Raw genomic sequence first — 25,706 nt, forward strand, 5'->3', positions numbered from 1 at the left:
GACAGCGCGGCCCGTCTGGTCTATCGGAAGCCAAACCAGCCGGAGGCCCAGATGAGCGACAAGACCAACGGGATGACCTATGCCGATGCCGGCGTGGATATCGACGCCGGAAACGACCTTGTCGAACGGATCAAACCCGCCGCCAAGCGGACCGCGCGCCAGGGTTCGATGGCGGGTCTGGGCGGCTTCGGCGCGCTCTTCGACCTGAAGGCCGCGGGGTATGACGACCCGATTCTCGTCGCCGCGACGGACGGTGTGGGCACCAAGCTGCGGATCGCCATCGACACCGGCCTGGTCGGCACGGTCGGGCAGGATCTTGTCGCGATGTGCGTCAACGATCTGGTCTGCCAGGGCGCCGAGCCGCTGTTCTTCCTGGATTATTTCGCCACCGGCAAGCTCTCGGTCGATCACGCCGCGCAGGTGATCGAGGGAATCGCCTGGGGCTGCGAGATCGCGAATTGCGCGCTGATCGGCGGCGAGACGGCCGAGATGCCGGGCATGTATCCCGAGGGCGATTTCGACCTGGCCGGCTTTGCTGTCGGGGCGATGGAACGGGGCCGGGCGCTGCCCGAAGGCGTGCAGGCGGGCGATCTCCTCGTCGGTCTGCCCTCGGCGGGCGTGCATTCCAACGGCTATTCGCTGGTGCGCCGGATCGTCGATCACGGCGCGCTGTCATGGACCGACCGCGCACCTTGGTGCGAGCGTGAAACCACCGTGGCCGAGGATCTGCTGACCCCGACCCGGATCTACGTGGCCGACGCGCTCTGTGCCATCCGCGCCGGCGGCGTCCGTGCGCTGGCCCATATCACCGGCGGCGGCCTGACCGAGAACCTGCCGCGCGTCCTCCCCGAGGGGTTGGGCGCCGAGATCGACCTCGCCGCCTTCGCCTATCCCTCCGTCTTCTCCTGGCTGGCCGAGACCGGCGGGATCGAGGATGCCGAGATGCTGCGCACCTTCAATTGCGGCGTCGGCATGGTGCTGGTCGTCGCGGCCGACCGCTGGGAGGCGGTGCGCGCGGCGCTGGACGAGCAACAGGCCGCGGCCGCGCGCGTCATCGGAACGGTCGTCGAGGGCGCGGATATCCGCTATGCCAACGCCCTGGGAGACGGCGGGGCTTGAAACGGGTCGTCATCCTGATCTCGGGCGGCGGATCGAACATGGTCCGGCTGGTGGAAAGCATGACCGGCGACCACCCGGCGCGCCCCGTTCTGGTCATCGCCAATTCGGCCGGTGCCGGGGGGCTGGCACGGGCCGCCGATCTGGGCGTGCCGACCGCCGTCGTGGATCACCGCCCCCACAAGGGCGACCGACCGGCCTTCGAGGCCGAACTGATCCGAGTGATCGACGCCGCCGCGCCCGACATCCTCTGCCTCGCCGGTTTCATGCGGGTGCTGACCGAGGGCTTCACCGCCCGCTATGCGGGCCGGATGCTGAACATCCATCCGTCGCTCTTGCCGAAATACCGCGGCCTCGACACCCATGCCCGCGCCATCGCGGCGGCCGATACCGAGGCCGGCTGCACGGTTCACGAGGTCACGGCAGAACTCGACGGCGGGCCGATCCTGGGGCAGGCGCGGGTGCCGCTGCGCGCCGATGACACGCCCGCGACGCTGGCCGCCCGGGTCCTGGAACAGGAGCACCGGCTCTATCCGATGGTGCTCCGCCGCTTTGCGGAGGGAGACCGGTCCCGACTTGACCTTACGACCGCCTGAGCGCCGCTTTTCAAGCCTCCGTGAATGCCCTATACCGGCCCAATCCCGCGCCGACCGCGCCACCTTTCAGGACGAACCTGACCTTATGCGAACCATCACCACGACCGAAGATCTCGCCGCATTCTGCAACGAGGCGGCCAGCTGCGATTACGTCACCGTCGATACCGAATTCCTCCGGGAACGCACCTATTATTCCCAGCTCTGCCTGATCCAGATGGCCATGCCCGGCGAGGATGACGAGAACGCGGTCCTGATCGACCCTCTCTCGGGAAACCTCGACCTCGCCCCGCTGTACGAGCTGTTCCGGAACCAGGCGGTCGTGAAGGTCTTTCACGCCGCGCGCCAGGATCTCGAGATCTTCTACGTCGACGCCGGCGTCATCCCGCAGCCCCTGTTCGACACCCAGATCGCCGCCATGGTCTGCGGCTTCGGCGAACAGGTGGGATACGAGACGCTGGTCAAGCGGATCGCGAAGCAGCAGCTGGACAAGTCCAGCCGCTTCACCGACTGGTCGCGGCGTCCGCTGACCGAGGCGCAGAAGAAATACGCCCTGGCGGACGTGACGCATCTGCGCAAGATCTACGAATACCTCGCCGACAAGCTGCGCCGCCAGAAACGCGAGGCCTGGGTCGAAGAGGAACTGGGCATCCTCACCTCGCCCGAAACCTACATCGTCCGCCCCGAGGAAGCCTGGCAGCGGGTCCGCACGCGCACCAGCTCGCCCCGTTTCCTCGCGCTGGTCAAGACGCTGGCCGAATTCCGCGAATCCTATGCGCAGCGCAACAACGTGCCCCGGAACCGCGTCTTCAAGGACGATGCGTTGACGGAACTGGCCTCGACCAAGCCGACGGACATCAAGGATCTGTCCCGGTCGCGTCTGCTGCTGCGCGAGGCCCGCAAGGGCGAGATCGCCGAGGGCATACTCGCGGCCGTCAAGGCAGGGCTCGAGATGCCGCAGGACGAGATGCCCAAGCCCGACCGCAGCAACGACAAGCTGCAGGTGGACCCGGCGCTCGCCGATCTGCTGCGCGTGCTTCTCAAGGCCAAGGCGGACGGGGCCGGCGTCGCGCCGCGCCTGATCGCGGCCACCTCCGAGCTCGACGCGCTTTCGGCCGGCAAACGCGACCTGCCCGCGCTGCACGGCTGGCGTCACGAGGTCTTCGGCGAGGATGCGTTGCGGTTGTGCGAGGGCGAGGTCGGGCTTGCCGCGCGCAAGGGCCGCGTCGAGATCGTGGAGCTTTAGCGCCGGGTGGTCAGAACGTTCTGGCCGCCGACGACCTCGATCTGCCGCAGCTCCTCCAGCTCCTGATCGGTAAGCTTCGTGGCGGCGGTGACCGTCCGGGACAGGGTCGTTCCGACCGGATTGACCCGCTGATCCGCCACCAGCACATAGCGCCGCGTGTCGGGGGGAACCTCGACCCCTTCGACCGGCTCGAGCGCCACGTTGTAGGCGCCCTGACGCGCCGAAACGCCCGTGACCTGCACGATGGCCCCGCCCGGCAGGCGTTCGACCGTGAGGCCGGTGATCTGTGCGATCGGTGTCCGGTTGTCTTCCGTGTCGCGGATGCTGAAACCCCTCCGCCGCGGAATCAGCGGATTGCGGGCCGTGCCTTCGATCTCGGTCGCTTCGGCCCGGCCGAACCAGTTGAAGGGGTTGATGCGGCTGTCGCGGATGCGTCCGCAGCTGGTCAGAACCAAAGCCGCAATCAGCAATAGGGGAAGTGTCTTGCGCATGTCCTGACCTCGTTCGACTTGGGTTTGGGTAACGCATTGGCGCGCGGTTGAAAAGCCGTTCCCGCGTCTGGACATGACCGGGATGACCCCTTACCTCCCCTTCAAAGCCGAGGAGAGCGCCCATGGCACAACCCGCATTCGAAGAAATCGTCGAGGATTTCGAGTTTCTCGAGGACTGGGAAGACCGGTACCGGCATGTCATCGACCTGGGCAAGGCGATGGCGCCGCTGGACGACGCGCTCAAGGTCCCGGCCAACAAGGTCGAGGGATGCGCGAGCCAGGTCTGGCTCTATCCGACCACGCAGGACGGCAGGTTCCGGTTCGACGGTGACAGCGACGCGATGATCGTGCGCGGCCTGATCGCGGTGCTGAAATCGCTCTACAACGATCTTCCCGCCGGTCAGGTGCGGTCGGTCGATGCGCAGGCCGAGCTTGGACGGCTCGGGCTTCAGGATCACCTGTCGGCCCAGCGATCGAATGGACTGCGCGCGATGATCGGGCGTATCCGCGAGGTTTCGGCGGCAGAATGACCGGTCGGACCGCCCGCGCGGCCCCTCTGACCGCCCGGGCCCGCTATCTCCGCACGTAACGCCGCAGGCTCTTGACGAAGGACCCGATCTCGGCCTCCCGGTCCGAGCCCGGAAAGAACCGCACCGCGTCGAAATCCAGCGCCTCGGGCATCAGGGTTGCGGTGAGCTGGTCCAGCGTCTCGCGGTCGCGGTGCTCCAGCGGCAGCCCGGCGGCCGCGCTCAGCAGGGCGAGACAGTCCTGAACCGCCCGCATGCCGCGAAAGGCCTCCATCATCGGCGCCACCAGCGCCGGATCGTCGCGCCAGCTCTGACCGGCGAAGATCTCCTGCACGACACGCTGGCCGGCTCCGCCGCAGGAATAGCGGACGCAGCCCGCGAACCCCTCCGGCCGCAACCGGTCATGGATGCCGCAGGCGTGACCGCGCAGGTTGGGGCAGGGGGTGCCCGCCGGTTTGTCGAAGGCGAAATCCTCGCCCCTGTCGAAGGCCAGCGACAGGCAACAGAGCGCCGCGCATCTGCTGCAGTCCTCTTCCAGCGAGGGGATCAAATCGCCGCCTCGAGCGCCGTGGCCAGATCCCCGTAGCCCGTGTAGCGCCGTTCGAACGCCAGCCCCAGCCGGTCCGCCGCGGCCTGTGCCTTGGCGGTCAGATCGGGATCGTCGGTCTGGGCCAGATAGACGAGCTTGCGGTAGTGGCCGAAATACATCGGCAGCAGTTCGGGATGCCGGTCGATCCCGAGCCCGCGCCAGACGAAGGTATCGAACTGTCGGGTCAGGAAGTCGGTGAGATAGAAGGCAAAGATCTCGTCCCGTGCCGCGAAGCGCGCCAGCCCGTCGAAGAAGGCGTAGCAATGCGGGCCCTGGATCATCTCGACCCCCATGTCGGCGCAGGCTTGCGCCAGATCGCCCCCGGTGCCGCAGTCGGCATAGGCGACGAAGACCTTTTCGTACGCTGTCCTGCGCCGGGCGACGGCCTCTTGCACGGCGCCGGTGATCTTCGCGGGGTAGTTGTGCAGGATGGCCGGCAGGCAGTGCAGATCGACGTGCGACCAGCCGTTCGCCTCGATCAGCGCCAGGATCTCGCGCGCCAGCGCGCCGCAGGCGAGCACGAGGATACGGCCCCGTCCGGTCGCGACGAGGCCGTCATCGGTGAGTTGCTGGTCGCTTGGCGTCTCCATCCGGCCTCCGACGGGCCAGGGGCGTCAGCTTGCTACGCCCTGGTTGTGCTTGCGGGCCACCATCAGCTTGGCCGTCTCGACCGCGACGGCGGCATCGCGGCAGTAGGCGTCGGCGCCGATCGCGCGGCCGAATTCCTCGTTCAGGGGCGCGCCGCCCACCAGGACGATATAGTCGTCGCGGATCCCCTGTTCCTTCAGCGTGTCGATGACAACCTTCATGTAGGGCATCGTCGTCGTCAGCAGCGCCGACATGCCCAGGATGTCCGGCCCCTCGGTCTCGATCGCCTCCATGTAGGCCTCGACCGCGTTGTTGATGCCCAGATCCACCACCTCGAATCCGGCGCCTTCCATCATCATCGCCACCAGGTTCTTGCCGATGTCGTGGATGTCGCCCTTGACGGTGCCGATGACCATCTTGCCCATGCGGGGGGCGTCGGTCTCGATCAGCAGCGGCTTGAGAATGCCCATGCCACCCTTCATCGCGTTGGCGGCCAGCAGCACCTCGGGGACGAAGAGGATCCCGTCGCGGAAGTCGTTGCCGACGATGGTCATCCCACCCACCAGCGCCTTGGTCAGGATGTCATAGGGCTGCCATCCGCGTTCGAGCAGGATGTTCACGCCTTCCTCGATCTCGTCCTTCAGACCGTCGTAGAGGTCGTCGAACATCTGTTCGACCAGTTCGTCGTCGTTCAGCTCCGACAGGATGATTTCGTCTTCTTCTTCCGACATGTGCCTACCTCGGTACGGGCGGTGATCTACCGAACCCATGGCCGTTTTGCCGCGGCTCGGCGGGTCCGATTGCGACACCAGATCGCGATGTTCCGACCTTAGGGCGTTTTGGCCCCAAGGCGAATGCGAAAAATCTTCATCTTGATCATTGGTTAGGCTGATCTTCGCCCCCCGTATCTTGCCAATGTTCTCTTAATGTTCCATGTAGGAGGCATGGCAGAGCTGCGCCCCCTGACAGATGGACATGCGATCGACGCCGATGCGCGGCGCGGGCGCGGGGCGTCCACCAACCAGCCCGGCCGGTACGAGACGGCGGACCGGGTGGCTGTCGACGACGGCTGGGATCTCCCCGACGAGGTCGCGCAGATCCGGACCGAAGTCCGCCCCGAGACAGCCCGCAGCCTGATCACCTACAACCGGTCGCCGGATTTGCCCTTCGATCGTTCGATCAACGTCTACAGGGGCTGCGAACACGGCTGCGTCTACTGCTTCGCCCGCCCGACCCACGCCTACCTCGGCCTTTCGCCGGGGCTGGACTTCGAGACCCGCCTGACCGCGCGGGTGAACGCGGCCGAGGTTCTCGAACGCGAATTGCGGTCCCGCAGATACGCGCCCGCCACCATCGCCATCGGCACCAACACCGATCCCTACCAGCCGGCCGAACACAAGCTCGAACTGACGCGCGCCTGCCTCGAGGTGCTGCGCGACTATCGCCATCCAGTGGCCATCGTCACCAAGGGCACGGGCATCCTGAGGGATCTGGACATCCTCTCGGACATGGCGGCGCAGGGGCTGGCCTCGGTCGGCGTGTCCGTCACCACCCTGTCGCCCGATATCGCCCGCCGGATGGAGCCGCGGGTGCCGCCGCCCGCCAAGCGGCTTGCCGTGATCCGCGCGCTGGCCGAGGCAGGGGTGCCGGTCCGGCTGATGGCCTCGCCGATCGTGCCCGGCCTGACCGACACCGAGGTCGAGGCGATCCTCGAGGCGGGGCGCGACGCGGGCGCGCGCGGCGCGAGCTGGATCATGCTGCGCCTGCCGCAAGAGGTCGCGCCGCTGGTCGAGACCTGGCTGCGCGAGGCCTGGCCCGACCGCGCCGACAAGATCCTGAACCGCCTGCGCGAGATGCATGGCGGCAAGCTGTACGAGGCCCAGTGGGGCAGGCGGATGCGCGGCGAAGGCGTCTATGCCCGAATGATCGCCGCCCGGTTCGAGGCGGCGCGCCGGCGGGTCGGCCTGGACGAGAGGATGCCGCCTCTGCGCACCGATCTCTTCCGCCACCCGCCGCGCGTCGGCGATCAACTCGGCCTGTTCGACTGACCCCGCCGCACCGTCCCGGGCGGGCGGAGTTGCGCTACACGGACAGCCGCGCCGCGTGCGAGCCGCGTTCGCGATACGGCGTGGTTTCGTACTGCGCCCGGTAGCATTTCGAGAAATGCGACGGCGAAGAGAAGCCGCAGGCCAGCGCCACGTTGATCACGCTCATGTCGGTCTGCATCAGCAGGTTGCGTGCCTTTTGCAGCCGCAACTCCATGTAATACCGCTTGGGCGACCGGTTGAGGTAGCGGCGGAACAGCCGTTCCAGCTGCCGGGTCGACATGCCCACGTCCCGCGCCAGGACCGCCGGCGAAATCGGCTCTTCGATATGCCGCTCCATCATCTGGATCACCTGGCTCAGCTTGGGATGCCGCACCCCGATCCGGGTCGGCACCGAAAGGCGCTGCGTGTCCTGATCGGTCCGGATCGAGGAATAGATCAGCTGATCGGCAACGGAATTGGCCAGTTCCTCGCCGTGCTGGTCCGCGATCAGTTTCAGCATCAGGTCGATTGACGAGGTTCCGCCCGCAGTGGTCATCCGCAGCCCGTCGACGGTGAAGACCGACTTGGTCAGCTTCACATCCTCGAACTCCTCGGCGAAACTGTCGTGGTTCTCCCAGTGGATGGTGGCCCGCTTGCCGTCGAGAAGGCCGGCACAGGCGAGGGTATAGGCCCCGGTGCAGAGCCCGCCGATCCGCAGCCCCTTGCGCGCCTCGCGCCGCAGCCAGTTGAGCACCGGCTTGGTCGTGGCCTCCTGTACGTTGAGACCGGCGCAGATGACGACCGTGTCATCGCGGCTCAGCTCGCCCAGGCGGGTCTCCGAGGCGAAGATCGTTCCGGCGGAACACGTGACGGTATCGCCGGTTTCCGACTGCACTTCCCAGGTGAAGATCTGCCGTCCCGCCATGCGGTTGGCGATGCGCAGGCATTCCAGCGCCGACGAGAACGACAGCAGGGAGAAATTGTGAAGCAGAACAAAGACGAAGTGGCTCGGTTTTTCGGTCATGCGCATTCCTGACAGGGCCGGCCCGTGGGCTTGGCGAAAACCCTGTCACGGGCCTTTGCGCCGCACAAGTGCCCAATGCCGCATTCCCTGCCGCGCCGGCCCGATTGGCGGTGGCGGAACCGGCCCTGTCTGTTTATAACCCAGCGAACCTGATTACCGGTGGAGGACCGACAGATGACCGGCTGGACCAAACGCGACTGGCGCAACAAACCCCGGATCCAGATGCCCGACTATCCCGATGCGACGGCGCTGGAAACGGTCGAGGGCAAGCTGTCCAACTATCCTCCGCTCGTCTTTGCCGGCGAGGCGCGGCGCCTGAAAGAGGCGCTCGGACAGGCCGGGCGGGGCGAGGCTTTCGTGCTGCAGGGCGGCGACTGCGCCGAGGCCTTCGACCAGTTCTCGGCAGATGCGATCCGCGACACCTTCAAGGTCATGTTGCAGATGGCGATGGTGCTGACCTTCGGGGCCAAGGTCCCGGTGGTCAAGATCGGCCGCATGGCGGGCCAGTTCGCCAAGCCGCGCTCGGCCCCGACGGAAACCGTTGAGGGCGTGGAACTGCCGTCCTACCGCGGCGACATCATCAACGAGCTCGACTTCACGCCCGAGGCGCGGATCCCCGATCCGGCCAAGATGCTGCAGGCCTATACCCAGGCCGCCGCGACGCTGAACCTGCTGCGCGCCTTCTCGACCGGCGGCTATGCCGACGTGAACGAGGTGCACCGCTGGACCCTGGGCTTCACCGAGTCGGACGAGGCCGAACGCTTCCGCGACATGGCGAACCGGATCTCGGACACGCTCGACTTCATCCGCGCCGCCGGTGTGAACTCGGAACGGCAGCACGCGCTGCGGCAGGTGGATTTCTACACCTCGCACGAGGCGCTGCTGCTGGAATACGAAGAGGCGCTGACCCGCGTGGATTCGACCACCGGCCAATGGCTTGCCGGCTCGGGTCACATGATCTGGATCGGCGACAGGACCCGCCAGCCCGACGGCGCGCATGTCGAATTCGCACGGGGCGTGCAGAACCCGATCGGCCTGAAATGCGGCCCCTCGATGACGCCCGACGATCTCAGGACGCTCATGGCCAAGCTCAACCCCGGGAACGAGATGGGCCGCCTGACGCTGATTTCGCGGTTCGGAGCGGGCAAGGTCGGCGAGCACCTGCCGCGCCTGATCGACACCGTCCGCAAGGAGGGCGCCAATGTCGTCTGGGTCTGCGACCCGATGCACGGCAACACGATCAAGTCGAACACCGGCTACAAGACCCGGCCCTTCGACGCCGTGCTCAGCGAGGTGCAGGAATTCTTCGCCACCCATCGCGACGAGGGCACGATCCCCGGCGGCGTGCACTTCGAGATGACCGGTCTGGACGTGACGGAATGCGTCGGCGGTCTGAAAGAGGTTTCCTACGAGGATCTCAAGGACCGCTATCACACCGCCTGTGACCCGCGCCTGAACGCGTCGCAGTCGCTGGAACTGGCGTTTCTCGTGGCCGAACAGCTGACCAACCTGCACCGCGAGCGTCTGGCCAAGGCCGGATAGGTCGCGCAACGCAGCCGCGCGCCGGCGGGCGGCCGCGTCCGAAACGATCAGTCTGGCACTCGGGTCCGGACGATCCTGAGGTAGGGGCGCGGTCCGGGATCGAAGGCGGCGGTCTCTTCCGCCATGCCCCCGGCCGCCGGGGCCGGCGCGGCCACGGGTCGTTCGCGGACCGATCGTTCCGCAGGCGGACGCGTGCCCCCGAGAAGCGGCACGACATGCCGGCCGGCGATCTCGAACCGCCGCGGCGCCCGTCCGACCGCGCCATGCGTGACAAGGCAGCCGAGCACGCGCGAGATGTCGCCCAGATCGCTCTTCAGCGGCAGAAGGATCATCCGGGCGCTCAGGTGCGGCTTGCCGATCCCGCTCTGGGCGCGCAGGTCGAGCTCGGCCGTGGCGGGGGCCGAAAACACCTCTTCCAGTGTCGCGGCCATCTGGGCGCGCGTCTCGGCGGTGATGATGGCGCTCAGCGGCATCCCGCGGATCTCCATTCCCATCAGGGCGGTCAGCTGCGACCCGGCGATGCGCACCCGTCCCAACCCCGTCGCGATGCGTTCCAGGACGAAGGTGTGCTCCAGCGCGGCGCGGAGCCCGTGCGGGTCCATGTCGGACCGGCGGGGCACCAGACGGCCGGCCCGGGCCGCCTGCCAGTAGGCTTCGACCTCGCGCAGCGGCTGAAGCCGCGCGGCGCAGGCGAATCCGGTCAAATCGACGACCTTGCGGTCCTTGTTTCTTTCAATCGGCATAGAGGCAGTCCCGTGAATCTGCGGATTGCCCTCTCGTCCTGCCCCCGCGGACGTATCAGAAGGCGTGATCGTGCTTACTCATCTGTGAAGATGCGATACTCCCGCCGTAATCGGTCAAATTTCTGAACGATTAGTTAACGCACCGCGCAGGAGCCGAGTGACGGAGCGTAACGGACTGGATTTCGCGGGGCGCCGCCGCTAGGTCTGGCGCAGGCAGGGCAGAGACAGGGCAAGGGCAGGGCAGATGCATCAATCCATGACGGGATTCGCCTCGGCGCAGGGGCATCACGGCGCCTATTCCTGGGTCTGGGACCTGAGGTCGGTGAACGCACGGGGGCTGGATGTCCGCGTCCGGCTGCCCGATTGGCTGCCGGGGCTGGATGCCGCGCTCAAGGCGCGTCTCGGAAAGAGGATCGCGCGCGGGAACGTGACCCTCGGCCTGCGCGTCACGCGGAGCGAGGAGACGGCGGCGCTGGCCGTGAACCCCGCCGCCCTCGATCAGGTGCTGATCGCCATGGCGCAGGTCGAGGACCGGGCGATGCAGCAGGGGCTGAGCCTCGCCCCCTCCCGCGCGGCGGATATCCTGTCGCAGCGCGGCGTGCTCGAGACCGCGGCCGTCGAGGAGGACGCCGAAGCGCTGACCGAGGCCCTTCTGGCCGATTTCGACACGCTCGCCCGCGCCTTCGTCGCGATGCGCGAGGGCGAGGGGGCGGCGCTGGCGCGGCTTCTCACCGATCAGCTCGCCCGGATCGAGGACCTGGTGGCGCAGGCCGGCGCCGTCCTCGGGACGCGCCGCGAAGCCATGCAGGAGGCGCTGCAGGCGCAGCTGCGTCGCGTGCTGGAGGCGGATGTCGCGGTGGACCAGCAGCGGCTGGAACAGGAGCTGGCGCTGATCGCCGTCAAGGCGGACGTGACCGAGGAACTCGACCGGCTGACGGCCCATGTCGCCGCCGCGCGCGGCATCCTGGAGAGCGGCGGACCCGCGGGCCGCAAGCTCGACTTCCTCGCGCAGGAATTCAACCGCGAAGCCAATACCCTGTGTTCCAAGTCGCAGAACGCGGATCTGACCGCCGTCGGCCTCGATCTCAAGGCGGTGATCGAGCAGATGCGCGAGCAGGTTCAGAACCTCGAATGACCCGCCCGGCTTGCAAGCGGGCGTGAAATTTGCCAGTTGCTTGACCGGCATGGGCAAGGGGCTCCGCTGCGACCAGGGAGAGGACATGGCAGGACCATCGAACGAGCGGCGCGGGCTGCTGATCATCCTCTCCTCGCCCTCGGGCGCGGGCAAATCGACCCTGGCCCGGCGATTGCGCGACTGGGACGAAACGATCTGCTTTTCGGTCTCGGCCACCACGCGTCCGCCGCGCCCCGGAGAGGTCGACGGGCAGGATTACCACTTCCTGTCGGAATCCGCGTTCAAGGCCCTGGTGGCCGACGGCGGAATGCTGGAACACGCCCATGTCTTCGGCAATTTCTACGGCTCGCCCAAGGCGGCGGTCGAGGAAGCGACGCAGGCCGGGCAGGACGTGCTCTTCGATATCGACTGGCAGGGGGCACAGCAGATCCGCAACTCGTCGCTCGGGCAGCATACGCTGTCGATCTTCCTGCTGCCGCCCTCGATCACCGAGTTGCACAGGCGCCTGAAAGAGCGCGGGCAGGACAGCCCCGAGGTCATCGCCGGCCGGATGCGCAAGAGCTGGGACGAGATCAGCCACTGGGATGCCTACGATTTCGTCCTTGTGAACGACAACCTGGACGACACCGAGGCCAGGCTCCGCGCCATCCTGACCGCGTCGCGCCTGCGCCGGACGCAGCAACCGCGGCTGACGGACCACGTCCGCAAGCTGCAGATGGAATTCGAGGAGACGCAATGACGCTCTATTCGCTCGACGGTCTGAGCCCCGAACTGCCCGAGGACGGCGACTTCTGGGTCGCTCCGGATGCCAACGTGATCGGCCGGGTGATCCTGGAAAGCGCCACATCCGTCTGGTTCGGATCGACCCTGCGCGGCGACAACGAACCTATCCGCATCGGGCAGGGCTCCAACGTGCAGGAAAACACCGTGATGCATACCGACATCGGGTGTCCGCTGACCGTCGGACGCAACTGCACCATCGGGCACAAGGCGATGCTGCACGGCTGTACCATCGGTGACAACACGCTGATCGGAATGGGGGCGACGATCCTCAACAATGCCGTCATCGGCAGGAACTGCCTGATCGGCGCCGGAGCCCTGATCACCGAAGGCAAGGAAATCCCCGACAACTCGATGGTGTTGGGCAGCCCGGGCAAGGTGGTGCGGGAACTCGGTCCGGAATGGGCGCAGCGGCTGGAGACTTCGGCCCTGCACTACCAGGAGAACATGCGCCGCTTTCGCGACGGCCTGACGCCGATGGGCTGAGGCAGCGGCGGGGCCGGCGGCCGTCAGCCGCCGTGCGTCCATCCTCGGGCGCGACCCGAGGGTCCTGTGCCTCTCCGTTCGACAGCAGGTCGGAGATCCCCGGGGTCGAGCCCGAGGAGGGCGGTGGTTGGGCGCGTCACGGCACCGGCGGATTGCGACGCACGTCCCTTGTCGGTTTTCGCGGCGCAGGTTTGCAGGGGGTCGCCCGGGTCCGGCCCGCCGTCGCGCGTCGGCAGGCGGGGCCGTCGCTTTACACGGCCCGCGCTGTGCGGCTAAGGCTTGGCGGCATTTCACGGGACGAAGATGACCGAAGCCTTTCTGACCCAGCTCCTTCAGGCCATTCCTCTCGCTTCGGTCCTGATCGGCCGGGGGGAGCGGATCCTCGCGGCGAATTCCGAGGCCAAGACCCTGCTGGGGTCGGGAATCGTCGGACGCCACTTCATCACCGCGATCCGGCATCCCGCGGTGCTCGACGCGGTCGAGCACTGCCTCGGCGACCGCAAGACGCACCGCGCCCGGCACCTCACCAGTCAGAGCGGGCGTGACCTGACCTACAGCGTCACCGCCTCCTACATCGATTTCAGCGCGGGCGAAGGGGTGCTGGTCTGTTTCGACGACATCACGCCGGTCGAGCAGGCCGGGCAGATGCGGCGCGATTTCGTGGCCAATGTCAGCCATGAACTGCGAACGCCGCTGACCGCGCTACTGGGCTTCATCGAGACGCTGCGCGGCCCGGCCAGCAAGGACCCCGCAGCCCAGCAGCGCTTCCTCGGGATCATGGACCGCGAGGCGCACCGGATGGAGCGGCTGGTGCGCGATCTGCTCTCGCTCAGCCGGGTCGAGGCCGAGGAGCGGGTGCGGCCGGTCACACGGGTCGACATCGTCGCCATCCTCGAATCGGTGCAGAAGTCACTGGAACCCCTCGCCGCCGAGGCCGGCGTCGCCTTTTCGCGGATCGACGACGGAACCCCGATCCACGTGCCGGGCGACGAGGACCAGTTGCGCCAGGTCTTCACCAACCTGATCGAGAACGCGGTCAAGTACGGTGCCAGGGGCGAGAGGGTCGAGGTGACGGTCCACCTCTCCGAGGCGGTGCCGTCGCTCAGGGGGCCGGGGGTTGAGGTGACCGTCCGGGATTTCGGGCCGGGAATCGAGGAGATCCACATCCCGCGACTCACCGAACGCTTCTACCGAGTCGATTCGCACAGATCGCGGGAAATGGGCGGCACCGGCCTCGGACTGGCCATCGTGAAGCATATCGTGAACCGCCACCGCGGCAGGCTGCGGATCGAGAGCGAACCGGGGCAGGGGTGCAGGTTCATCGTGACGCTTCCCCACGAATGAACCGCTGCGGGGCGCGGCAAGCCCTGTCAGCAAGGGGCCGCGGCCCGGCCCGGTGATATGGCGTCTTGCCCGACCCCGTCGCTATACAACTTGGCCGTGTTGTCCAGCTGACCAAACGTCATGCGCTCTGTCGTAAAACCGTTACAAATCTGTCGCAAAAGGATAATGCCCCATCAATAGGAGGCTCCCTGAGGTCACCGGGGATGGTGATCACAGACACAATCAGGAGCAATCCATGTCCATCATGAAACTGACCGCCTCTGCCGTGGCGATCGCTGCCGTTTCCGCAACTGCCGCCGCCGCCCGCGACCAGGTGCAGGTTGCCGGATCCTCGACCGTTCTGCCCTACGCCTCGATCGTGGCGGAGCTTTTCGGCGAGAACACCGATTATCCCACCCCGGTGGTCGAATCGGGCGGCTCCTCCGCCGGTCTCAAGCGCTTCTGCGAGGGCGTGGGCGAGAACACGATCGACGTCGCCAACGCCTCGCGCGCCATCCGCGAGAAAGAGGTCGCGGCCTGTGCCGACAACGGCGTGACCGACATCATCGAGGTCCGCATCGGCTATGACGGCATCGTCTTCGCCTCGCAGCAGTCCGGCCCGGCCTTCACCGCCTTCGAGCCGACCGACATCTTCAACGCCATCGGCGCACAGGTCCTCGTCGACGGCGAGATTGTCGACAACCCCTACAACACCTGGGCCGAGTTCAACTCGGAGCTGCCGGACACCGAGATCGCGATGTTCATCCCCGGCACCAAGCACGGCACCCGCGAAGTGTTCGAGGAAAAGGTCCTGCTGATCGGTTGCGAAGAGACCGGCGCGATGCAGGCCATGATCGACGGCGGCATGTCGGAAGACGACGCCGAGGATGCCTGCCTCGACGTGCGCCAGGACGGCAAGTCGGTCGACATCGACGGCGACTATACCGAGACCCTGGCCCGTATCGACGCCAACACCAACGGCATCGGCGTCTTCGGCCTGGCGTTCTACGAGAACAACACCGACAAGCTGAAAGTGGCGACCATGTCCGGTGTCTCGCCCTCGACGGAAACCATCGCCTCGGGCGAGTATCCGGTCTCGCGCCCGCTGTTCTTCTACGTCAAGAAGGCGCATATCGGCGTGATCCCGGGCCTCAAGGAATACGCCCAGTTCTTCGTGGCCGACGAGATCGCAGGCCCGGGCGGCCCGCTCTCCAACTACGGCCTCGTCGCCGACCCCGAGCTGGCCGAGACCCAGAACATGGTCGCGAACGAAGACACCATGACCTCGGGCATGTAATCCGGCCCGATCGACACCGGGGGCGGCCGGACGTGCCGCCCCCGACCCTTTGAGAACACCCCTGCTAAGAAGGACGCGGACACATGCCGATTTTCTGGCTCGTTCTGATCGTGCTCGCCATCGGCGCGGCCGGATACGTCGCAGGCCGGCGACGCGCGCTGGCCAGCGCCGGCGGAGACAGCCGCCATCTGCATTCCCTGCCGTCCTATTACGGCTCGAACGTGGCCATCAAGGCGGTCGTGCCGGCGTTCCTGCTGATGATCGTCTGGCTGCTGGTGCAGCCGCTCTATGTATCCAACACCGTCTCGGGGATGCTGCCGCAGTCCGCCATTCCCGACAATTCCTCGCGCGGGCTGGTCATGGCCGAGGTGCGTCGTGCCGCGGAGGGCATGAACAACGCCGTGGCACAGGGCCTCATGTCCGAGGAATTCGCCGGCAACGCCCGGGCAGATGTGGCAGATGTCACGCAGCGCCTGAAGGATGCCGGCCAGATCGTGACCTCGCAGGTGACGCAGCCGATCCTGCGGGCGGCGCAGCGCTACCGGGTGATGAATTCCACCGGCGGGCAGATGATGACCATCGCCGTGCTGGTCCTTTCGGTGCTGGGCTCCCTCTGGGGGCTGCGGGAGTCCCAGGCCGAGTACCGCGCGCGCAACATCGTGGAGCGGAGCATCCGGGCGCTGCTCGTCGGCGCGGCCTCGATCGCGGTGCTGACGACGCTCGGCATCGTGCTGTCGCTGGTCTTCAACACGGTCGAGTTCTTCCGCCTCTATCCCGCCACCGACTTCTTCTTCGGCCTCAACTGGGCGCCCAGCTTTTCCGGCCGCGGCGGCAGTTCCGATCTCGGCATTCTCCCGCTGCTCTGGGGCACCTTCTACATCTCGCTCGTCGCGCTAGTCGTGGCGGTGCCGATCGGGCTTTTCGCCGCGATCTACCTCTCGGAATACGCCAGCCCCCGGATCCGGTCTTTCGCCAAGCCGTTGCTTGAGGTGCTGGCCGGCATTCCCACCATCGTCTACGGGCTCTTCGCGCTGCTGACGGTCGGGCCGCTGCTGCTCGGGGTCTTCGGGGACGAGGGCCTGGGCATCATGCAGGCGGGCACGGCGGTGATGACCGCGGGCCTCGTTTTGGGGATCATGCTGATCCCCTTCGTCAGCTCGCTGTCGGACGACATCATCAACGCCGTGCCGCAGGCGATGCGGGACGGCTCTTACGGGCTGGGCGCGACCAAGTCCGAGACGATCAAGCAGGTCGTCCTGCCGGCCGCGCTGCCCGGCATCGTGGGCGCCATCCTGCTGGCCGCATCCCGCGCCATCGGCGAGACGATGATCGTGGTGCTCGGGGCAGGGGCCGCGGCCCGGCTCTCGCTCAACCCGTTCGAGGCGATGACCACCGTGACCGCCAAGATCGTCTCGCAGCTGACAGGCGACGCCGACTTCGCCTCGCCCGAGGCGCTCGTCGCCTTCGCCCTGGGCATGACGCTGTTCGTCATCACGCTCGGGCTCAACATCTTCGCGCTCTACATCGTGCGCAAATACCGGGAGCAGTACGAATGACCGACGCAACCTCCACCCCCGGAAGTGCGACGCCGCGCGCCCACAAGGCGACCTCGCTGCTGACCGTGGACGAGCGCACCCGGCGGCGCAACGCCTCGGAAGGCCGGTTCAAGACCTACGGCATCGTTGCCATCGCCATCGCGCTGTTCTTCCTCGTGGTGCTCGTCGTGGCGATCCTGCGTTCGGGCCTGCCGGCCTTCACGGCCACCGTCGCCGACGTCGAGATCACCATCACCCAGGAGGAGTTCGACGCGGCCGAGGGCGAGCTCTTCAAGACCAAGGCCTATGAACAGCTCTTCATCGGCAAGCTTCAGCGGCAGCTGAGCGAAAACGGGATGCAGGTCGAGTTCGACGCCGCCGCGATCGAGCGGATCATGGGCAAGGTCGGTGGCGACATTCGCGAATTCTACCGCGCCAATCCCGCGCAACTGGGCGAACCGGTCAGCTTCCAGCTGTCCGCCTCGTCGCGTGTCGATGGATATTTCAAGGGGCGCGTGACCCGCGAGGCCCTCCAGGACAGCCGCTTCCTCCAGCTGAGCGATCTCGACCTGGTCGATGCGCTGGAAGAGGCGGGGATCATTCGCCAGTCCTTCAACTGGACCTTCATCCAGGGCGCGGATTCCGGCGTGGACAACCCGGGCGGGGCAGGGATCGGGGCCTCGGTCGTGGGGTCGTTCTTCATGATGCTGGTGGTGCTCTTCCTGTCGCTGCCGATCGGTGTCGCGGCCTCGATCTACCTCGAGGAATTCGCGCCGCAGAACCGCTGGACCGACATGATCGAGGTGAACATCTCGAACCTCGCGGCCGTGCCGTCGATCGTCTTCGGCATCCTCGGCCTCGCCGTCTTCATCCAGTTCATGCACCTGCCGCAATCGGCCCCGCTGGTCGGCGGGCTGGTGCTGACGCTGATGACCCTGCCGACGATCATCATCTCGACCCGGGCCTCGCTGAAGGCCGTGCCGCCGTCGATCCGCGACGCGGCGCTCGGGGTGGGGGCCTCGAAGATGCAGGCGGTCTTCCACCACGTCCTGCCGCTGGCCATGCCGGGGATTCTGACCGGCACGATCATCGGCCTCGCGCAGGCGCTTGGCGAAACCGCGCCTCTGCTGCTGATCGGGATGGTCGGCTTCGTCGCCCGCGGCTATCCGGACGGGATCGTCAGCGGCTTCGTCGATCCGAATTCCGCCATGCCGGCGCAGATCTACACCTGGGCAGCGCGCGCGGACGCCGCCTTTTACGAGAAGGCCTGGGGCGGTATCATCATCCTGCTGCTCTTCCTCATGACCATGAACTTCATCGCCATCGTGCTGCGTCGCCGCTTTGAACGCCGCTGGTAATATGGGAGACACGACAATGTATGACGCCCCCGCTTCGGAGCAGAAAGTGAACCAGCAGACCACCAAGATCTCGGCGCGCAAGGTGCAGGTCTATTACGGCGACACCCATGCCATCAAGGACGTGGATGTCGATATCGAGGATCGCACGGTCACCGCCTTCATCGGCCCCTCGGGTTGCGGCAAGTCGACCTTCCTGCGCTGTCTGAACCGGATGAACGACACCATCGACGTCGCGCGCATCGAGGGCGACATCCTTCTGGACGGCGAGGATATCTACGACAAGAAGGTCGATCCCGTGCAGCTGCGCGCCAAGGTGGGCATGGTGTTCCAGAAGCCCAACCCCTTTCCCAAGTCGATCTACGACAACATCGCCTACGGGCCGCGCATCCACGGGCTTGCCAAGAACAAGGCGGATCTGGACGAGATCGTCGAGAAATCGCTCCGCCGCGGCGCGATCTGGAACGAGGTCAAGGACCGGCTCCACGCGCCCGGCACCGGCCTCTCCGGCGGGCAGCAGCAGCGGCTCTGCATCGCCCGCGCCATCGCGACGGAGCCCGAGGTGCTGCTGATGGACGAACCCTGCTCCGCGCTCGACCCGATCGCCACGGGGCAGGTGGAGGAACTGATCGACGAGCTGCGCGAAAGCTATTCGGTCGTCATCGTCACGCACTCCATGCAGCAGGCCGCACGGGTCAGCCAGAAGACGGCGTTCTTTCACCTCGGCAACCTCGTGGAATACGGCGAAACCGGCCAGATCTTCACGAACCCGGTCGATCCCCGCACCGAAAGCTACATTACCGGCCGGATCGGCTAACAGTCCAACGGAGGACAAGATGACGGAAGAGCAGCACATCACGTCTGTCTACGACCGGGATCTCGAGGCCATCCAGGCCAAGATCATGAAGATGGGCGGGCTTGTCGAAGCCGCCATCCTCGACGCCGCCCAGAGTCTCGAGACCCGGGACGAGGAATTGGCCGAGAAGGTCAGGGTGGGCGACCGGGCCATCGACGATCTCGAGGAGATGATCAACGAGGATGCCGCGCGTCTGATCGCGCTGCGCGCGCCGACCGCGGGCGACCTGCGCATCGTCCTGTCGGTGATGAAGATCTCCAGCAATCTCGAGCGGATCGGCGACTATGCCAAGAACATGGCCAAGCGCACCACGATCCTCAGCCAGATGAGCCCGATTCACGGCTCGCAGACCGCGCTGCGCCGCATGGCGCGCGAGGTGAACGAGATGCTCAAGGACGCGCTGGACAGCTATATCCAGCGCGACGCGGGCAAGGCCCAGGCGGTGATCAATCGCGACGCCGATGTCGATCAGATGTACAACGCCCTGTTCCGCGAATTCCTGACCTTCATGATGGAAGACCCGCGCAACATCACCGCCTGCATGCACCTGCACTTCATCGCGAAGAATACCGAGCGGATGGGCGACCATGTGACCTCGATCGCCGAGCAGGTGGTCTATCTCGTGACCGGCGGCACCCCCGAAGAGGGCCGCCCCAAGGGCGACAAGACCTCGACCGACGCCGCGTATTCGCCGCAGATGTAACGACAGAGATCCGGAAAACAGCAGCATGGCCGAACAACCAACCGTTCTGGTTGTCGAGGACGAACCCGCACAGCGGGAAGTCCTCGCATACAATCTGGAGGCCGAGGGGTTTCGCGTGAACCGCGCCGCCGACGGCGAAGAGGCCCTCATGCTCGTGGACGAGGCCGCGCCGGACATCATCGTCCTGGACTGGATGTTGCCGAGCGTCTCGGGGATCGAGGTCTGCCGTCAGCTCAAGATGCGCACGGAGACGCGTGGTGTGCCGATCATCATGCTTTCGGCCCGGTCGGAAGAGGTCGACCGGGTGCGGGGTCTGGAAACCGGTGCCGACGACTATGTGGTCAAGCCGTACTCCGTGATCGAGCTGATGGCCCGCGTCCGCGCGCAGCTCCGACGGACGCGCCCCTCGACCGTGGGCGAGCGTCTGGAATACGAAGGCATCGTCCTGGACAGCGAGACGCATCGCGTGACGCGCGAGGGTCAGGTGCTCAAGCTCGGCCCCACGGAATTCCGGCTGCTGACAACCTTCATGGAGAAACCGGGCCGCGTCTGGAGCCGTGAACAGCTGCTCGACCGTGTCTGGGGCCGCGACATCTACGTCGACACCCGCACCGTGGACGTCCATATCGGCCGCCTGCGCAAGGCGTTATGCCAGTTCGGCGGCGACGATCCGCTGCGCACGGTGCGCGGCGCGGGCTACGCGCTCGGCTGAAGGCGGAGGACCGACCGGGGGCGCACACGAGACTTGGATGGGACTGTGCCCCAATGTGGGCTCAAGGGTCGTTGCGACAGTTTCCTCTATCTCAGTTTCATCATCTCTTCTCTGAATGCTTCGGTTGGCGTACGCCATCCGAGGCACTTCCTGGGGGTTCCGTTCAGGCGGTCGCAAATCGCCCTCATATTGCGATTTGAGAGCGCCGCCACGGGCGTATCCCGTGGCAGGTAGCGCCGCGCCCGCTTGTTCAGGTTCTCGACGGAACCTTTCTGCCAAGGTGCCTGTGGATCGCAGAACCAGACCTCGGTGCCGATACCGGGCTCCAGTTTGCGCCAGTTCCGGAACTCGATCCCGCGGTCAAAAGTGATCGAGCGGCGGGCAGGCTGGGGCAGGGGTTCCATGACCGTCATCAGCCGGTTCATCAGATGTGTCGTGCTCCTTTCGTTGTTGCGGAACAAGACGGCAAAGCGGGTTTTGCGTTCGACCAGAGAGGCGATGTTGGCATTGCCCTGGGCGCGTTCGAAGATCATCAGGTCACCCTCCCATTCGCCGAACGTCTCGCGGATTTTCACGTGATCGGGGCGCTGATGGATCGAGCGGTCCGGCGGGAAAACAAGGCCACTCGGCCTGCGAGCGTATCGCGGCTGCCGCTTCTTGCGACGGCTGGGCAGGTGGCGTGCCAGTTCTGCCGACTGGCCGTCGGGGCCGAAGACGTAGGTGTAGATCGTCTCGTCGCTGACGCGCGGTCTCCGGCCTTCAAACTGGAGGCGACCGGCGATCTGCTCTGGCGACCAACCCTCCATCATCTGAGCTATCACCGCTTTCCGCAGCTCCGGAAACCGGATGAGCTTGCGTCGCCTGGCCCGCCGGTCGCGGGCGGCCTTCTGCGCGACCATGCCATAGTAGCCGTTCAGATACGGCAGCTCATCGTCGGCAAAGCGGTTGCGCTTGATCTCGCGATACACGCTCGACCGATGACGGCCAAGCTCCACCGCAATCTTGCTTACCGGCATCGTCGCATTCAGCATGTCCTCGATCACGCGTCGCTCACGCAGATCCAGTTCCGTGTGGGCCATCTTCCGTCTCCTTGCTTTTCAGCAAGATAGGGGATTTGTCGCAACCCAGTTTAGAATGTGCCCAAAGGTCGATAATTGGTCGTGTAATCGGTATTATGTGAATATATCGCACAGCCAAGACGCCCGGTAATGCCGCCCCACCGAGTATTTGGCGGCCGAGTCTCGACTCGTGACGCGATGTAAGGGTAAATGCAGCCCTCACCATAGGTTGCTCGATGAACGACACGCCCCGGCCCGAGATACTGGATTTGAGCGAACCCGAGCGGCTTGCCTCGCGGCGCGACTATCTTGAGCGGCTCACCAATGCCCAGACGATCGAGGAACTCTGGCGCCTGCATTGCGACAAGATGGCGGGCTACGGGTTCGACCGCCTGATCTATGGCTTCACGCGATACCGCACGGCGACGTCTCTCGGCGATCCCGAGGATTTCGTGATCCTCACCAACCACACCGAAGCCTATACCGAGGGCTTCCTCGGCAAGGGTCTCTATTTCCACGCGCCCATGGTCCGTTGGGCGCTGGAACACGAAGGCGCGTGCTCCTGGGGTATCCTGGAGGACATGATCGCCTCGGGCACATTGACCGGCAGCGAACGGAAGGTGATCGAATTCAACCGGCAGCATGATGTGCTGACCGGCTATTCCATCAGCTTCAAGTCGATCTCGCCGCGCACCAAGGGCGCCATCGCGCTGACGGCGCGCTCGGGCCTGTCGCAGGCCGAGGTCGATGGGGTGTGGCAGCAGCATGGCCGCGATATCGTGGTGATGAACAACGTCGCGCATCTCAAGATCCTCACCCTGCCCTATGCCGGTCCCGCGCGCGGCCTGACAAAGCGGCAGCGCGAGGCGTTGCAATGGGTCGGAGACGGCAAGACAACGGCGGACATCGCGCTTCTGATGGGTCTGACATCGGCCACGGTCGAAAAGCACCTGCGTCTCGCGCGCGAGGCTCTGAACGTCGAGACCACCGCGCAGGCCGTCCTCAAGGCGGCATTCCTGAACCAGATGTTCGTGCTCGAGGCCTGATCGGCAACGCGCTGAATTCAGGGTAAAAATCGGTCTCTTCGGGTCGTTTTCTGACCGTAAGGTAGGGATTCCCATACTTTCGTAACGTCGCGTCACATTGCACAGTGAAGCTGTTCCGTGAGTGGTGGCTATTTGGCCATGGAACAACGGGATGCTACCCCCCGACATTCCGGGGCTCTGGTGTCCTGCCGGGAAACCGGAGCCGGTCGGGGGCGTATTGATCCGCCCTCGATCCGGCAGTCCGCAGGGCAACCATCCCCATCAGCCCGGCGGATCCAACAGGCGGTGTCGGTCCCTCCGGACCGGCACCGTTCCGGCCCGGATCACGGGCTTTGCCCTTGACCGCGGTTCCCGCTCCGTCACACCATCCTGCATCATCGCACGGGGCATCCGCGGCACGGCCGGAGATCGAAGACATGAGCCAGGACATCACCCTCGGACCGGATGGCAGGCCGAGGTGCAGCTGGGTCCGGCAGACCGAGGATTTCATTCCCTATCACGATGACGAATGGGGCTGGCCGATCGCCGACGACCGGCACCTGTTCGAAAAGCTGTGCCTGGAAAGCTTCCAGTCCGGCCTGAGCTGGCGAACCGTTCTGTCAAAGCGCGAGAATTTCCGTTCTGCGTTTGAAAACTTTGACATGGGCGCCGTAGTTGAGTTTTCAGCTGAAGACAGAACGCGGCTTCTGAACGATGCGGGTATCATCCGCCACGCCGGCAAGATCGATGCCGTGATCAACAATGCCGCCCGGGCACAGGAGCTGGTGGCGGAGCACGGCAGTCTTTCGGCCTATGTCTGGTCCTGGGAGCCCGCGCCCGAGGAACTGGGCGCACCGCAGAGCCAGACCACCTGCCCCTCGGCCATCGCCATGTCGAAGGACATGAAACAGCGGGGCTGGAAATTCGTGGGGCCGACCACCCTCTTCGCCTTCATGCAGTCCATGGGGCTTCTGAACGACCATGCCGAGGGGTGCTGCATGCGGGGTCCGGTGGACGCGGCCCGGGCCCGTTTCCAGCGACCGCAATGAAAAAGGCCGGGGACTTGCCCCGGCCTCGTCCTCGATACTGTCAAGCGGGATCAGCCCTGCGCGGCCTTCGCGACCTCGGCGGCGAAATCCTCGGCTTCCTTCTCGATGCCCTCGCCGACCTCGAGACGGACATAGCCCAGGATCTCGACCCCGGCTTCCTTGGCGGCGGCACCGACGGTCAGGTCGGGGTTCACCACGAAGGACTGGTTCAGCAGGGTGATCTCGGACAGGAACTTCTTCATCCGGCCTTCGATCATCTTCTCGATGACCTGCTCAGGCTTGCCCGACTCGCGCGCGATGTCGATCTGGATCTGGCGTTCCTTCTCGACGATGGCGGAATCGACCTCGGCCTCGTTCAGGGCCTGCGGGCGCGGGTCGGCGGCGGCGACGTGCATCGCGACCTGCTTGCCGAACGCCTCGTTGTCGCCCTTCAGCGCGACGAGGACGCCGATCTTGCCCATGCCCTCGGCGACGGAGTTGTGCACGTAGGACACGACCTGGTCGCCTTCCACGGACGCCATCCGGCGCAGGGTCATGTTCTCGCCGATCGTCGCGATCTTGTTGGTGATCGTGTCCTCGACGGTCTTGCCATCCAGGTCGGCCGATTTCAGCGCCTCGACATCCGAGACGTTCAGCGCGGCCTTGGCGATGTCCTTGACCATCGACTGGAACTCGGCGTTCTTGCCGACGAAATCGGTTTCCGAGTTCACTTCGACGGCGACGCCCTTGCCACCCTCGACGGCCAGGGCCACGAGGCCCTCGGCGGCGGTGCGGCCGGCCTTCTTGGCGGCCTTGGCCAGGCCCTTGGTGCGCAGCCAGTCCACGGCGGCATCCATGTCGCCATCGGTTTCGGTCAGCGCCTTCTTGGCATCCATCATGCCTGCGCCGGTCATCTCGCGCAGTTCTTTCACCTGTGCAGCAGTGATAGCCATATCGGCTCTCCTCATGTTCGGAAACGGTATTGGCCGCGGGCGTACCCGCGACCCATGACGCTTGTGTGACGGTCCCGGAGGACCCGCCGGCTTACGCCTCGGCGCTTTCCTCGACGGCCTCTTCGACCGGCGCCTCTTCCATCTCGCCCACGTCGACGCCGGCGGCGCCGAGCTGTGCGGTCATGCCGTCAAGCGCGGCACGGGAAGCCAGGTCGCAGTAGAGCGAGATCGCGCGGGCCGCGTCGTCATTGCCCGGGATGATATAGTCGATGCCATCGGGCGAGCAGTTGGTGTCGACGACCGCGACCACCGGGATGCCCAGCTTGTTGGCTTCGGCCACGGCCAGCTGCTCTTTCTTGACGTCGATCACGAAGAGCAGGTCCGGAACGCCGCCCATCTCGCGGATCCCGCCGAGCGATGCGGTCAGTTTCTCCTGATCGCGCTCCATGCCCAGGCGTTCTTTCTTGGTGAGACCCTCGGCACCGGCGGAAAGCTTCTCGTCGATCTCGTTCAGGCGGTTGATCGACTGCGAGACGGTCTTCCAGTTGGTCAGCGTGCCGCCGAGCCAGCGGTGGTTCATGTAGTACTGGGCGCATTTCTCGGCCGCCTCGGCGATCGGGGCCGACGCCTGGCGCTTGGTGCCGACAAAGAGCACCCGGCCGTTCTTGGCCACGGTTTCGCGGATGACGTTCAGCGCCTGGTCCAGCATGGGAACGGTCTGCGTCAGGTCGACGATGTGGATGCCGTTGCGCGCGCCATAGATGAACTCGCCCATGCGGGGGTTCCAACGCTGCGTCTGGTGGCCGAAGTGAACGCCGGCTTCAAGCAGCTGGCGCATGGAGAACTCGGGAAGAGCCATGTCCTATATCCTTTCCGGTTTACGCCTCGGCGGGGGTGAGAAGCGGATGCTTCAACCGGTGGACCGAATGGGGATGTCTCTCCCAAGGGCCCGACCCCGCCTGCGGGATTGAGTG

Annotated in this window: 27 protein-coding genes; 18 read left to right on the plus strand and 9 right to left on the minus strand. The window is 65.9% G+C overall.

The features are described 5' to 3' along the window. Window positions 1-51: 51 nt before the first annotated feature. From purM to rnd, 3 genes are all read left to right on the plus strand, one after another. Entirely contained in the window at window positions 52-1,119 is a 1,068-nt protein-coding gene (gene purM / locus OB2597_RS07260; protein ID WP_009804890.1) for a phosphoribosylformylglycinamidine cyclo-ligase, read from the plus strand. Beyond that, window positions 1,116-1,712 (plus strand): phosphoribosylglycinamide formyltransferase, encoded by a 597-nt coding sequence (gene purN, locus OB2597_RS07265; protein ID WP_009804891.1) that lies wholly within the window; start codon window positions 1,116-1,118, stop codon window positions 1,710-1,712. Before purM ends, purN begins: the two co-directional genes overlap by 4 nt. 85 nt (window positions 1,713-1,797) lie before the next feature. Next, window positions 1,798-2,955, plus strand: a complete 1,158-nt coding sequence (rnd, locus tag OB2597_RS07270; protein ID WP_009804892.1) for a ribonuclease D — start codon at window positions 1,798-1,800, stop codon at window positions 2,953-2,955. On the opposite strand, the gene OB2597_RS07275 is transcribed toward rnd, so the two are convergent. After that, window positions 2,952-3,446 (minus strand): lipoprotein, encoded by a 495-nt coding sequence (locus OB2597_RS07275; protein WP_009804893.1) that lies wholly within the window; start codon window positions 3,444-3,446, stop codon window positions 2,952-2,954. The genes rnd and OB2597_RS07275 overlap by 4 nt on opposite strands. Window positions 3,447-3,568: 122 nt before the next feature. On the opposite strand from OB2597_RS07275, the gene OB2597_RS07280 reads away from it, so the two are divergent. Next, window positions 3,569-3,976: a SufE family protein gene (locus OB2597_RS07280; protein WP_009804894.1), complete on the plus strand. Its 408-nt coding sequence runs from the start codon at window positions 3,569-3,571 to the stop codon at window positions 3,974-3,976. Between the two features lie 43 nt (window positions 3,977-4,019). Here OB2597_RS07280 and OB2597_RS07285 read toward each other — a convergent pair whose 3' ends face one another. From OB2597_RS07285 to OB2597_RS07295, 3 genes are read right to left on the minus strand one after another with little or no spacing between them, the layout of a single operon-like run. Continuing rightward, on the minus strand, window positions 4,020-4,523 hold the full coding sequence (locus OB2597_RS07285) for a hypothetical protein (RefSeq protein ID WP_009804895.1): 504 nt from the start codon (window positions 4,521-4,523) through the stop codon (window positions 4,020-4,022). After that, the gene (locus OB2597_RS07290) at window positions 4,520-5,152 is read right to left on the minus strand and encodes a DUF1638 domain-containing protein (RefSeq protein WP_009804896.1); all 633 of its coding nucleotides are present in this window, start codon (window positions 5,150-5,152) and stop codon (window positions 4,520-4,522) included. The genes OB2597_RS07285 and OB2597_RS07290 overlap by 4 nt, the downstream gene beginning before the upstream one ends. A 24-nt stretch (window positions 5,153-5,176) precedes the next feature. After that, window positions 5,177-5,881, minus strand: a complete 705-nt coding sequence (locus OB2597_RS07295) for a corrinoid protein (protein ID WP_009804897.1) — start codon at window positions 5,879-5,881, stop codon at window positions 5,177-5,179. A 213-nt stretch (window positions 5,882-6,094) separates the two neighbouring features. Here OB2597_RS07295 and OB2597_RS07300 point away from each other — a divergent pair, with 213 nt between their 5' ends. After that, the gene (locus OB2597_RS07300; RefSeq protein WP_009804898.1) at window positions 6,095-7,198 is read left to right on the plus strand and encodes a PA0069 family radical SAM protein; all 1,104 of its coding nucleotides are present in this window, start codon (window positions 6,095-6,097) and stop codon (window positions 7,196-7,198) included. A 34-nt stretch (window positions 7,199-7,232) separates the two neighbouring features. On the opposite strand, the gene OB2597_RS07305 is transcribed toward OB2597_RS07300, so the two are convergent. Continuing rightward, window positions 7,233-8,207 carry a GlxA family transcriptional regulator gene (locus OB2597_RS07305; RefSeq protein WP_009804899.1) on the minus strand — a complete coding sequence of 325 codons (975 nt, stop codon included), beginning with the start codon at window positions 8,205-8,207 and terminating at the stop codon, window positions 7,233-7,235. A 168-nt stretch (window positions 8,208-8,375) separates the two neighbouring features. On the opposite strand from OB2597_RS07305, the gene OB2597_RS07310 reads away from it, so the two are divergent. After that, the gene (locus OB2597_RS07310; protein ID WP_009804900.1) at window positions 8,376-9,743 is read left to right on the plus strand and encodes a class II 3-deoxy-7-phosphoheptulonate synthase; all 1,368 of its coding nucleotides are present in this window, start codon (window positions 8,376-8,378) and stop codon (window positions 9,741-9,743) included. 47 nt (window positions 9,744-9,790) lie between these two features. Here OB2597_RS07310 and OB2597_RS07315 read toward each other — a convergent pair whose 3' ends face one another. Next, the gene (locus OB2597_RS07315; RefSeq protein WP_009804901.1) at window positions 9,791-10,486 is read right to left on the minus strand and encodes a PAS domain-containing protein; all 696 of its coding nucleotides are present in this window, start codon (window positions 10,484-10,486) and stop codon (window positions 9,791-9,793) included. A gap of 244 nt (window positions 10,487-10,730) precedes the next feature. On the opposite strand from OB2597_RS07315, the gene OB2597_RS07320 reads away from it, so the two are divergent. From OB2597_RS07320 to phoB, 10 genes are all read left to right on the plus strand, one after another. Continuing rightward, window positions 10,731-11,621 (plus strand): YicC/YloC family endoribonuclease, encoded by an 891-nt coding sequence (locus OB2597_RS07320; protein WP_009804902.1) that lies wholly within the window; start codon window positions 10,731-10,733, stop codon window positions 11,619-11,621. An 85-nt stretch (window positions 11,622-11,706) separates the two neighbouring features. Next, the gene (gmk, locus tag OB2597_RS07325) at window positions 11,707-12,360 is read left to right on the plus strand and encodes a guanylate kinase (protein WP_040609588.1); all 654 of its coding nucleotides are present in this window, start codon (window positions 11,707-11,709) and stop codon (window positions 12,358-12,360) included. Further along, complete coding sequence (locus tag OB2597_RS07330) at window positions 12,357-12,887, plus strand: gamma carbonic anhydrase family protein (protein ID WP_009804904.1); 531 nt, start codon at window positions 12,357-12,359, stop codon at window positions 12,885-12,887. The genes gmk and OB2597_RS07330 overlap by 4 nt, the downstream gene beginning before the upstream one ends. A 303-nt stretch (window positions 12,888-13,190) precedes the next feature. Next, complete coding sequence (locus tag OB2597_RS07335) at window positions 13,191-14,231, plus strand: sensor histidine kinase (RefSeq protein WP_009804905.1); 1,041 nt, start codon at window positions 13,191-13,193, stop codon at window positions 14,229-14,231. 235 nt (window positions 14,232-14,466) lie between these two features. After that, window positions 14,467-15,507, plus strand: coding sequence for a substrate-binding domain-containing protein (locus tag OB2597_RS07340; RefSeq protein WP_009804906.1), 1,041 nt, complete (start codon window positions 14,467-14,469; stop codon window positions 15,505-15,507). An 83-nt stretch (window positions 15,508-15,590) separates the two neighbouring features. After that, window positions 15,591-17,063, plus strand: a complete 1,473-nt coding sequence (gene pstC, locus OB2597_RS07345; protein ID WP_009804907.1) for a phosphate ABC transporter permease subunit PstC — start codon at window positions 15,591-15,593, stop codon at window positions 17,061-17,063. After that, window positions 17,060-18,400 carry a phosphate ABC transporter permease PstA gene (gene pstA / locus OB2597_RS07350; protein ID WP_009804908.1) on the plus strand — a complete coding sequence of 447 codons (1,341 nt, stop codon included), beginning with the start codon at window positions 17,060-17,062 and terminating at the stop codon, window positions 18,398-18,400. Before pstC ends, pstA begins: the two co-directional genes overlap by 4 nt. A gap of 16 nt (window positions 18,401-18,416) precedes the next feature. Next, complete coding sequence (gene pstB, locus OB2597_RS07355) at window positions 18,417-19,214, plus strand: phosphate ABC transporter ATP-binding protein PstB (RefSeq protein ID WP_009804909.1); 798 nt, start codon at window positions 18,417-18,419, stop codon at window positions 19,212-19,214. 19 nt (window positions 19,215-19,233) lie between these two features. Then, the gene (gene phoU / locus OB2597_RS07360) at window positions 19,234-19,956 is read left to right on the plus strand and encodes a phosphate signaling complex protein PhoU (RefSeq protein ID WP_009804910.1); all 723 of its coding nucleotides are present in this window, start codon (window positions 19,234-19,236) and stop codon (window positions 19,954-19,956) included. Window positions 19,957-19,981: 25 nt separating this feature from the next. Next, window positions 19,982-20,668 carry a phosphate regulon transcriptional regulator PhoB gene (gene phoB / locus OB2597_RS07365; protein ID WP_009804911.1) on the plus strand — a complete coding sequence of 229 codons (687 nt, stop codon included), beginning with the start codon at window positions 19,982-19,984 and terminating at the stop codon, window positions 20,666-20,668. 86 nt (window positions 20,669-20,754) lie between these two features. Here phoB and OB2597_RS07370 read toward each other — a convergent pair whose 3' ends face one another. Next, on the minus strand, window positions 20,755-21,747 hold the full coding sequence (locus OB2597_RS07370) for an IS30 family transposase (protein ID WP_009804912.1): 993 nt from the start codon (window positions 21,745-21,747) through the stop codon (window positions 20,755-20,757). A gap of 215 nt (window positions 21,748-21,962) precedes the next feature. Between OB2597_RS07370 and OB2597_RS07375 the strand changes: the two genes are divergently transcribed. Both OB2597_RS07375 and OB2597_RS07380 read left to right on the plus strand, forming a co-directional pair. Next, window positions 21,963-22,772 carry an autoinducer binding domain-containing protein gene (locus tag OB2597_RS07375; RefSeq protein WP_009804913.1) on the plus strand — a complete coding sequence of 270 codons (810 nt, stop codon included), beginning with the start codon at window positions 21,963-21,965 and terminating at the stop codon, window positions 22,770-22,772. Window positions 22,773-23,188: 416 nt separating this feature from the next. Then, on the plus strand, window positions 23,189-23,800 hold the full coding sequence (locus tag OB2597_RS07380; RefSeq protein WP_009804914.1) for a DNA-3-methyladenine glycosylase I: 612 nt from the start codon (window positions 23,189-23,191) through the stop codon (window positions 23,798-23,800). A 50-nt stretch (window positions 23,801-23,850) separates the two neighbouring features. On the opposite strand, the gene tsf is transcribed toward OB2597_RS07380, so the two are convergent. Both tsf and rpsB read right to left on the minus strand, forming a co-directional pair. After that, window positions 23,851-24,732, minus strand: a complete 882-nt coding sequence (gene tsf / locus OB2597_RS07385) for a translation elongation factor Ts (protein ID WP_040609184.1) — start codon at window positions 24,730-24,732, stop codon at window positions 23,851-23,853. Window positions 24,733-24,823: 91 nt separating this feature from the next. Then, a complete protein-coding gene (gene rpsB / locus OB2597_RS07390) occupies window positions 24,824-25,591 on the minus strand; it encodes a 30S ribosomal protein S2 (protein ID WP_009804916.1) in 768 nt (255 codons plus the stop codon). Between the last annotated feature and the right edge of the window lie 115 nt (window positions 25,592-25,706).

It is taken from the genome of Pseudooceanicola batsensis HTCC2597, from assembly GCF_000152725.1.
Taxonomy (GTDB): domain Bacteria; phylum Pseudomonadota; class Alphaproteobacteria; order Rhodobacterales; family Rhodobacteraceae; genus Pseudooceanicola; species Pseudooceanicola batsensis.

Coding starts and splice junctions, on each gene's coding strand:
- purM (WP_009804890.1), top strand. CDS start 52: ATGAGCGACAAGACCAACGGGATGACCTATGCCGATGCCGGCGTGGAT.
- rnd (WP_009804892.1), top strand. CDS start 1,798: ATGCGAACCATCACCACGACCGAAGATCTCGCCGCATTCTGCAACGAG.
- OB2597_RS07275 (WP_009804893.1), bottom strand. CDS start 3,446: ATGCGCAAGACACTTCCCCTATTGCTGATTGCGGCTTTGGTTCTGACC.
- OB2597_RS07280 (WP_009804894.1), top strand. CDS start 3,569: ATGGCACAACCCGCATTCGAAGAAATCGTCGAGGATTTCGAGTTTCTC.
- OB2597_RS07290 (WP_009804896.1), bottom strand. CDS start 5,152: ATGGAGACGCCAAGCGACCAGCAACTCACCGATGACGGCCTCGTCGCG.
- OB2597_RS07295 (WP_009804897.1), bottom strand. CDS start 5,881: ATGTCGGAAGAAGAAGACGAAATCATCCTGTCGGAGCTGAACGACGAC.
- OB2597_RS07300 (WP_009804898.1), top strand. CDS start 6,095: ATGGCAGAGCTGCGCCCCCTGACAGATGGACATGCGATCGACGCCGAT.
- OB2597_RS07305 (WP_009804899.1), bottom strand. CDS start 8,207: ATGCGCATGACCGAAAAACCGAGCCACTTCGTCTTTGTTCTGCTTCAC.
- OB2597_RS07310 (WP_009804900.1), top strand. CDS start 8,376: ATGACCGGCTGGACCAAACGCGACTGGCGCAACAAACCCCGGATCCAG.
- OB2597_RS07315 (WP_009804901.1), bottom strand. CDS start 10,486: ATGCCGATTGAAAGAAACAAGGACCGCAAGGTCGTCGATTTGACCGGA.
- OB2597_RS07320 (WP_009804902.1), top strand. CDS start 10,731: ATGCATCAATCCATGACGGGATTCGCCTCGGCGCAGGGGCATCACGGC.
- gmk (WP_040609588.1), top strand. CDS start 11,707: ATGGCAGGACCATCGAACGAGCGGCGCGGGCTGCTGATCATCCTCTCC.
- OB2597_RS07330 (WP_009804904.1), top strand. CDS start 12,357: ATGACGCTCTATTCGCTCGACGGTCTGAGCCCCGAACTGCCCGAGGAC.
- OB2597_RS07335 (WP_009804905.1), top strand. CDS start 13,191: ATGACCGAAGCCTTTCTGACCCAGCTCCTTCAGGCCATTCCTCTCGCT.
- OB2597_RS07340 (WP_009804906.1), top strand. CDS start 14,467: ATGTCCATCATGAAACTGACCGCCTCTGCCGTGGCGATCGCTGCCGTT.
- pstC (WP_009804907.1), top strand. CDS start 15,591: ATGCCGATTTTCTGGCTCGTTCTGATCGTGCTCGCCATCGGCGCGGCC.
- pstA (WP_009804908.1), top strand. CDS start 17,060: ATGACCGACGCAACCTCCACCCCCGGAAGTGCGACGCCGCGCGCCCAC.
- pstB (WP_009804909.1), top strand. CDS start 18,417: ATGTATGACGCCCCCGCTTCGGAGCAGAAAGTGAACCAGCAGACCACC.
- phoU (WP_009804910.1), top strand. CDS start 19,234: ATGACGGAAGAGCAGCACATCACGTCTGTCTACGACCGGGATCTCGAG.
- phoB (WP_009804911.1), top strand. CDS start 19,982: ATGGCCGAACAACCAACCGTTCTGGTTGTCGAGGACGAACCCGCACAG.
- OB2597_RS07370 (WP_009804912.1), bottom strand. CDS start 21,747: ATGGCCCACACGGAACTGGATCTGCGTGAGCGACGCGTGATCGAGGAC.
- OB2597_RS07375 (WP_009804913.1), top strand. CDS start 21,963: ATGAACGACACGCCCCGGCCCGAGATACTGGATTTGAGCGAACCCGAG.
- OB2597_RS07380 (WP_009804914.1), top strand. CDS start 23,189: ATGAGCCAGGACATCACCCTCGGACCGGATGGCAGGCCGAGGTGCAGC.
- tsf (WP_040609184.1), bottom strand. CDS start 24,732: ATGGCTATCACTGCTGCACAGGTGAAAGAACTGCGCGAGATGACCGGC.
- rpsB (WP_009804916.1), bottom strand. CDS start 25,591: ATGGCTCTTCCCGAGTTCTCCATGCGCCAGCTGCTTGAAGCCGGCGTT.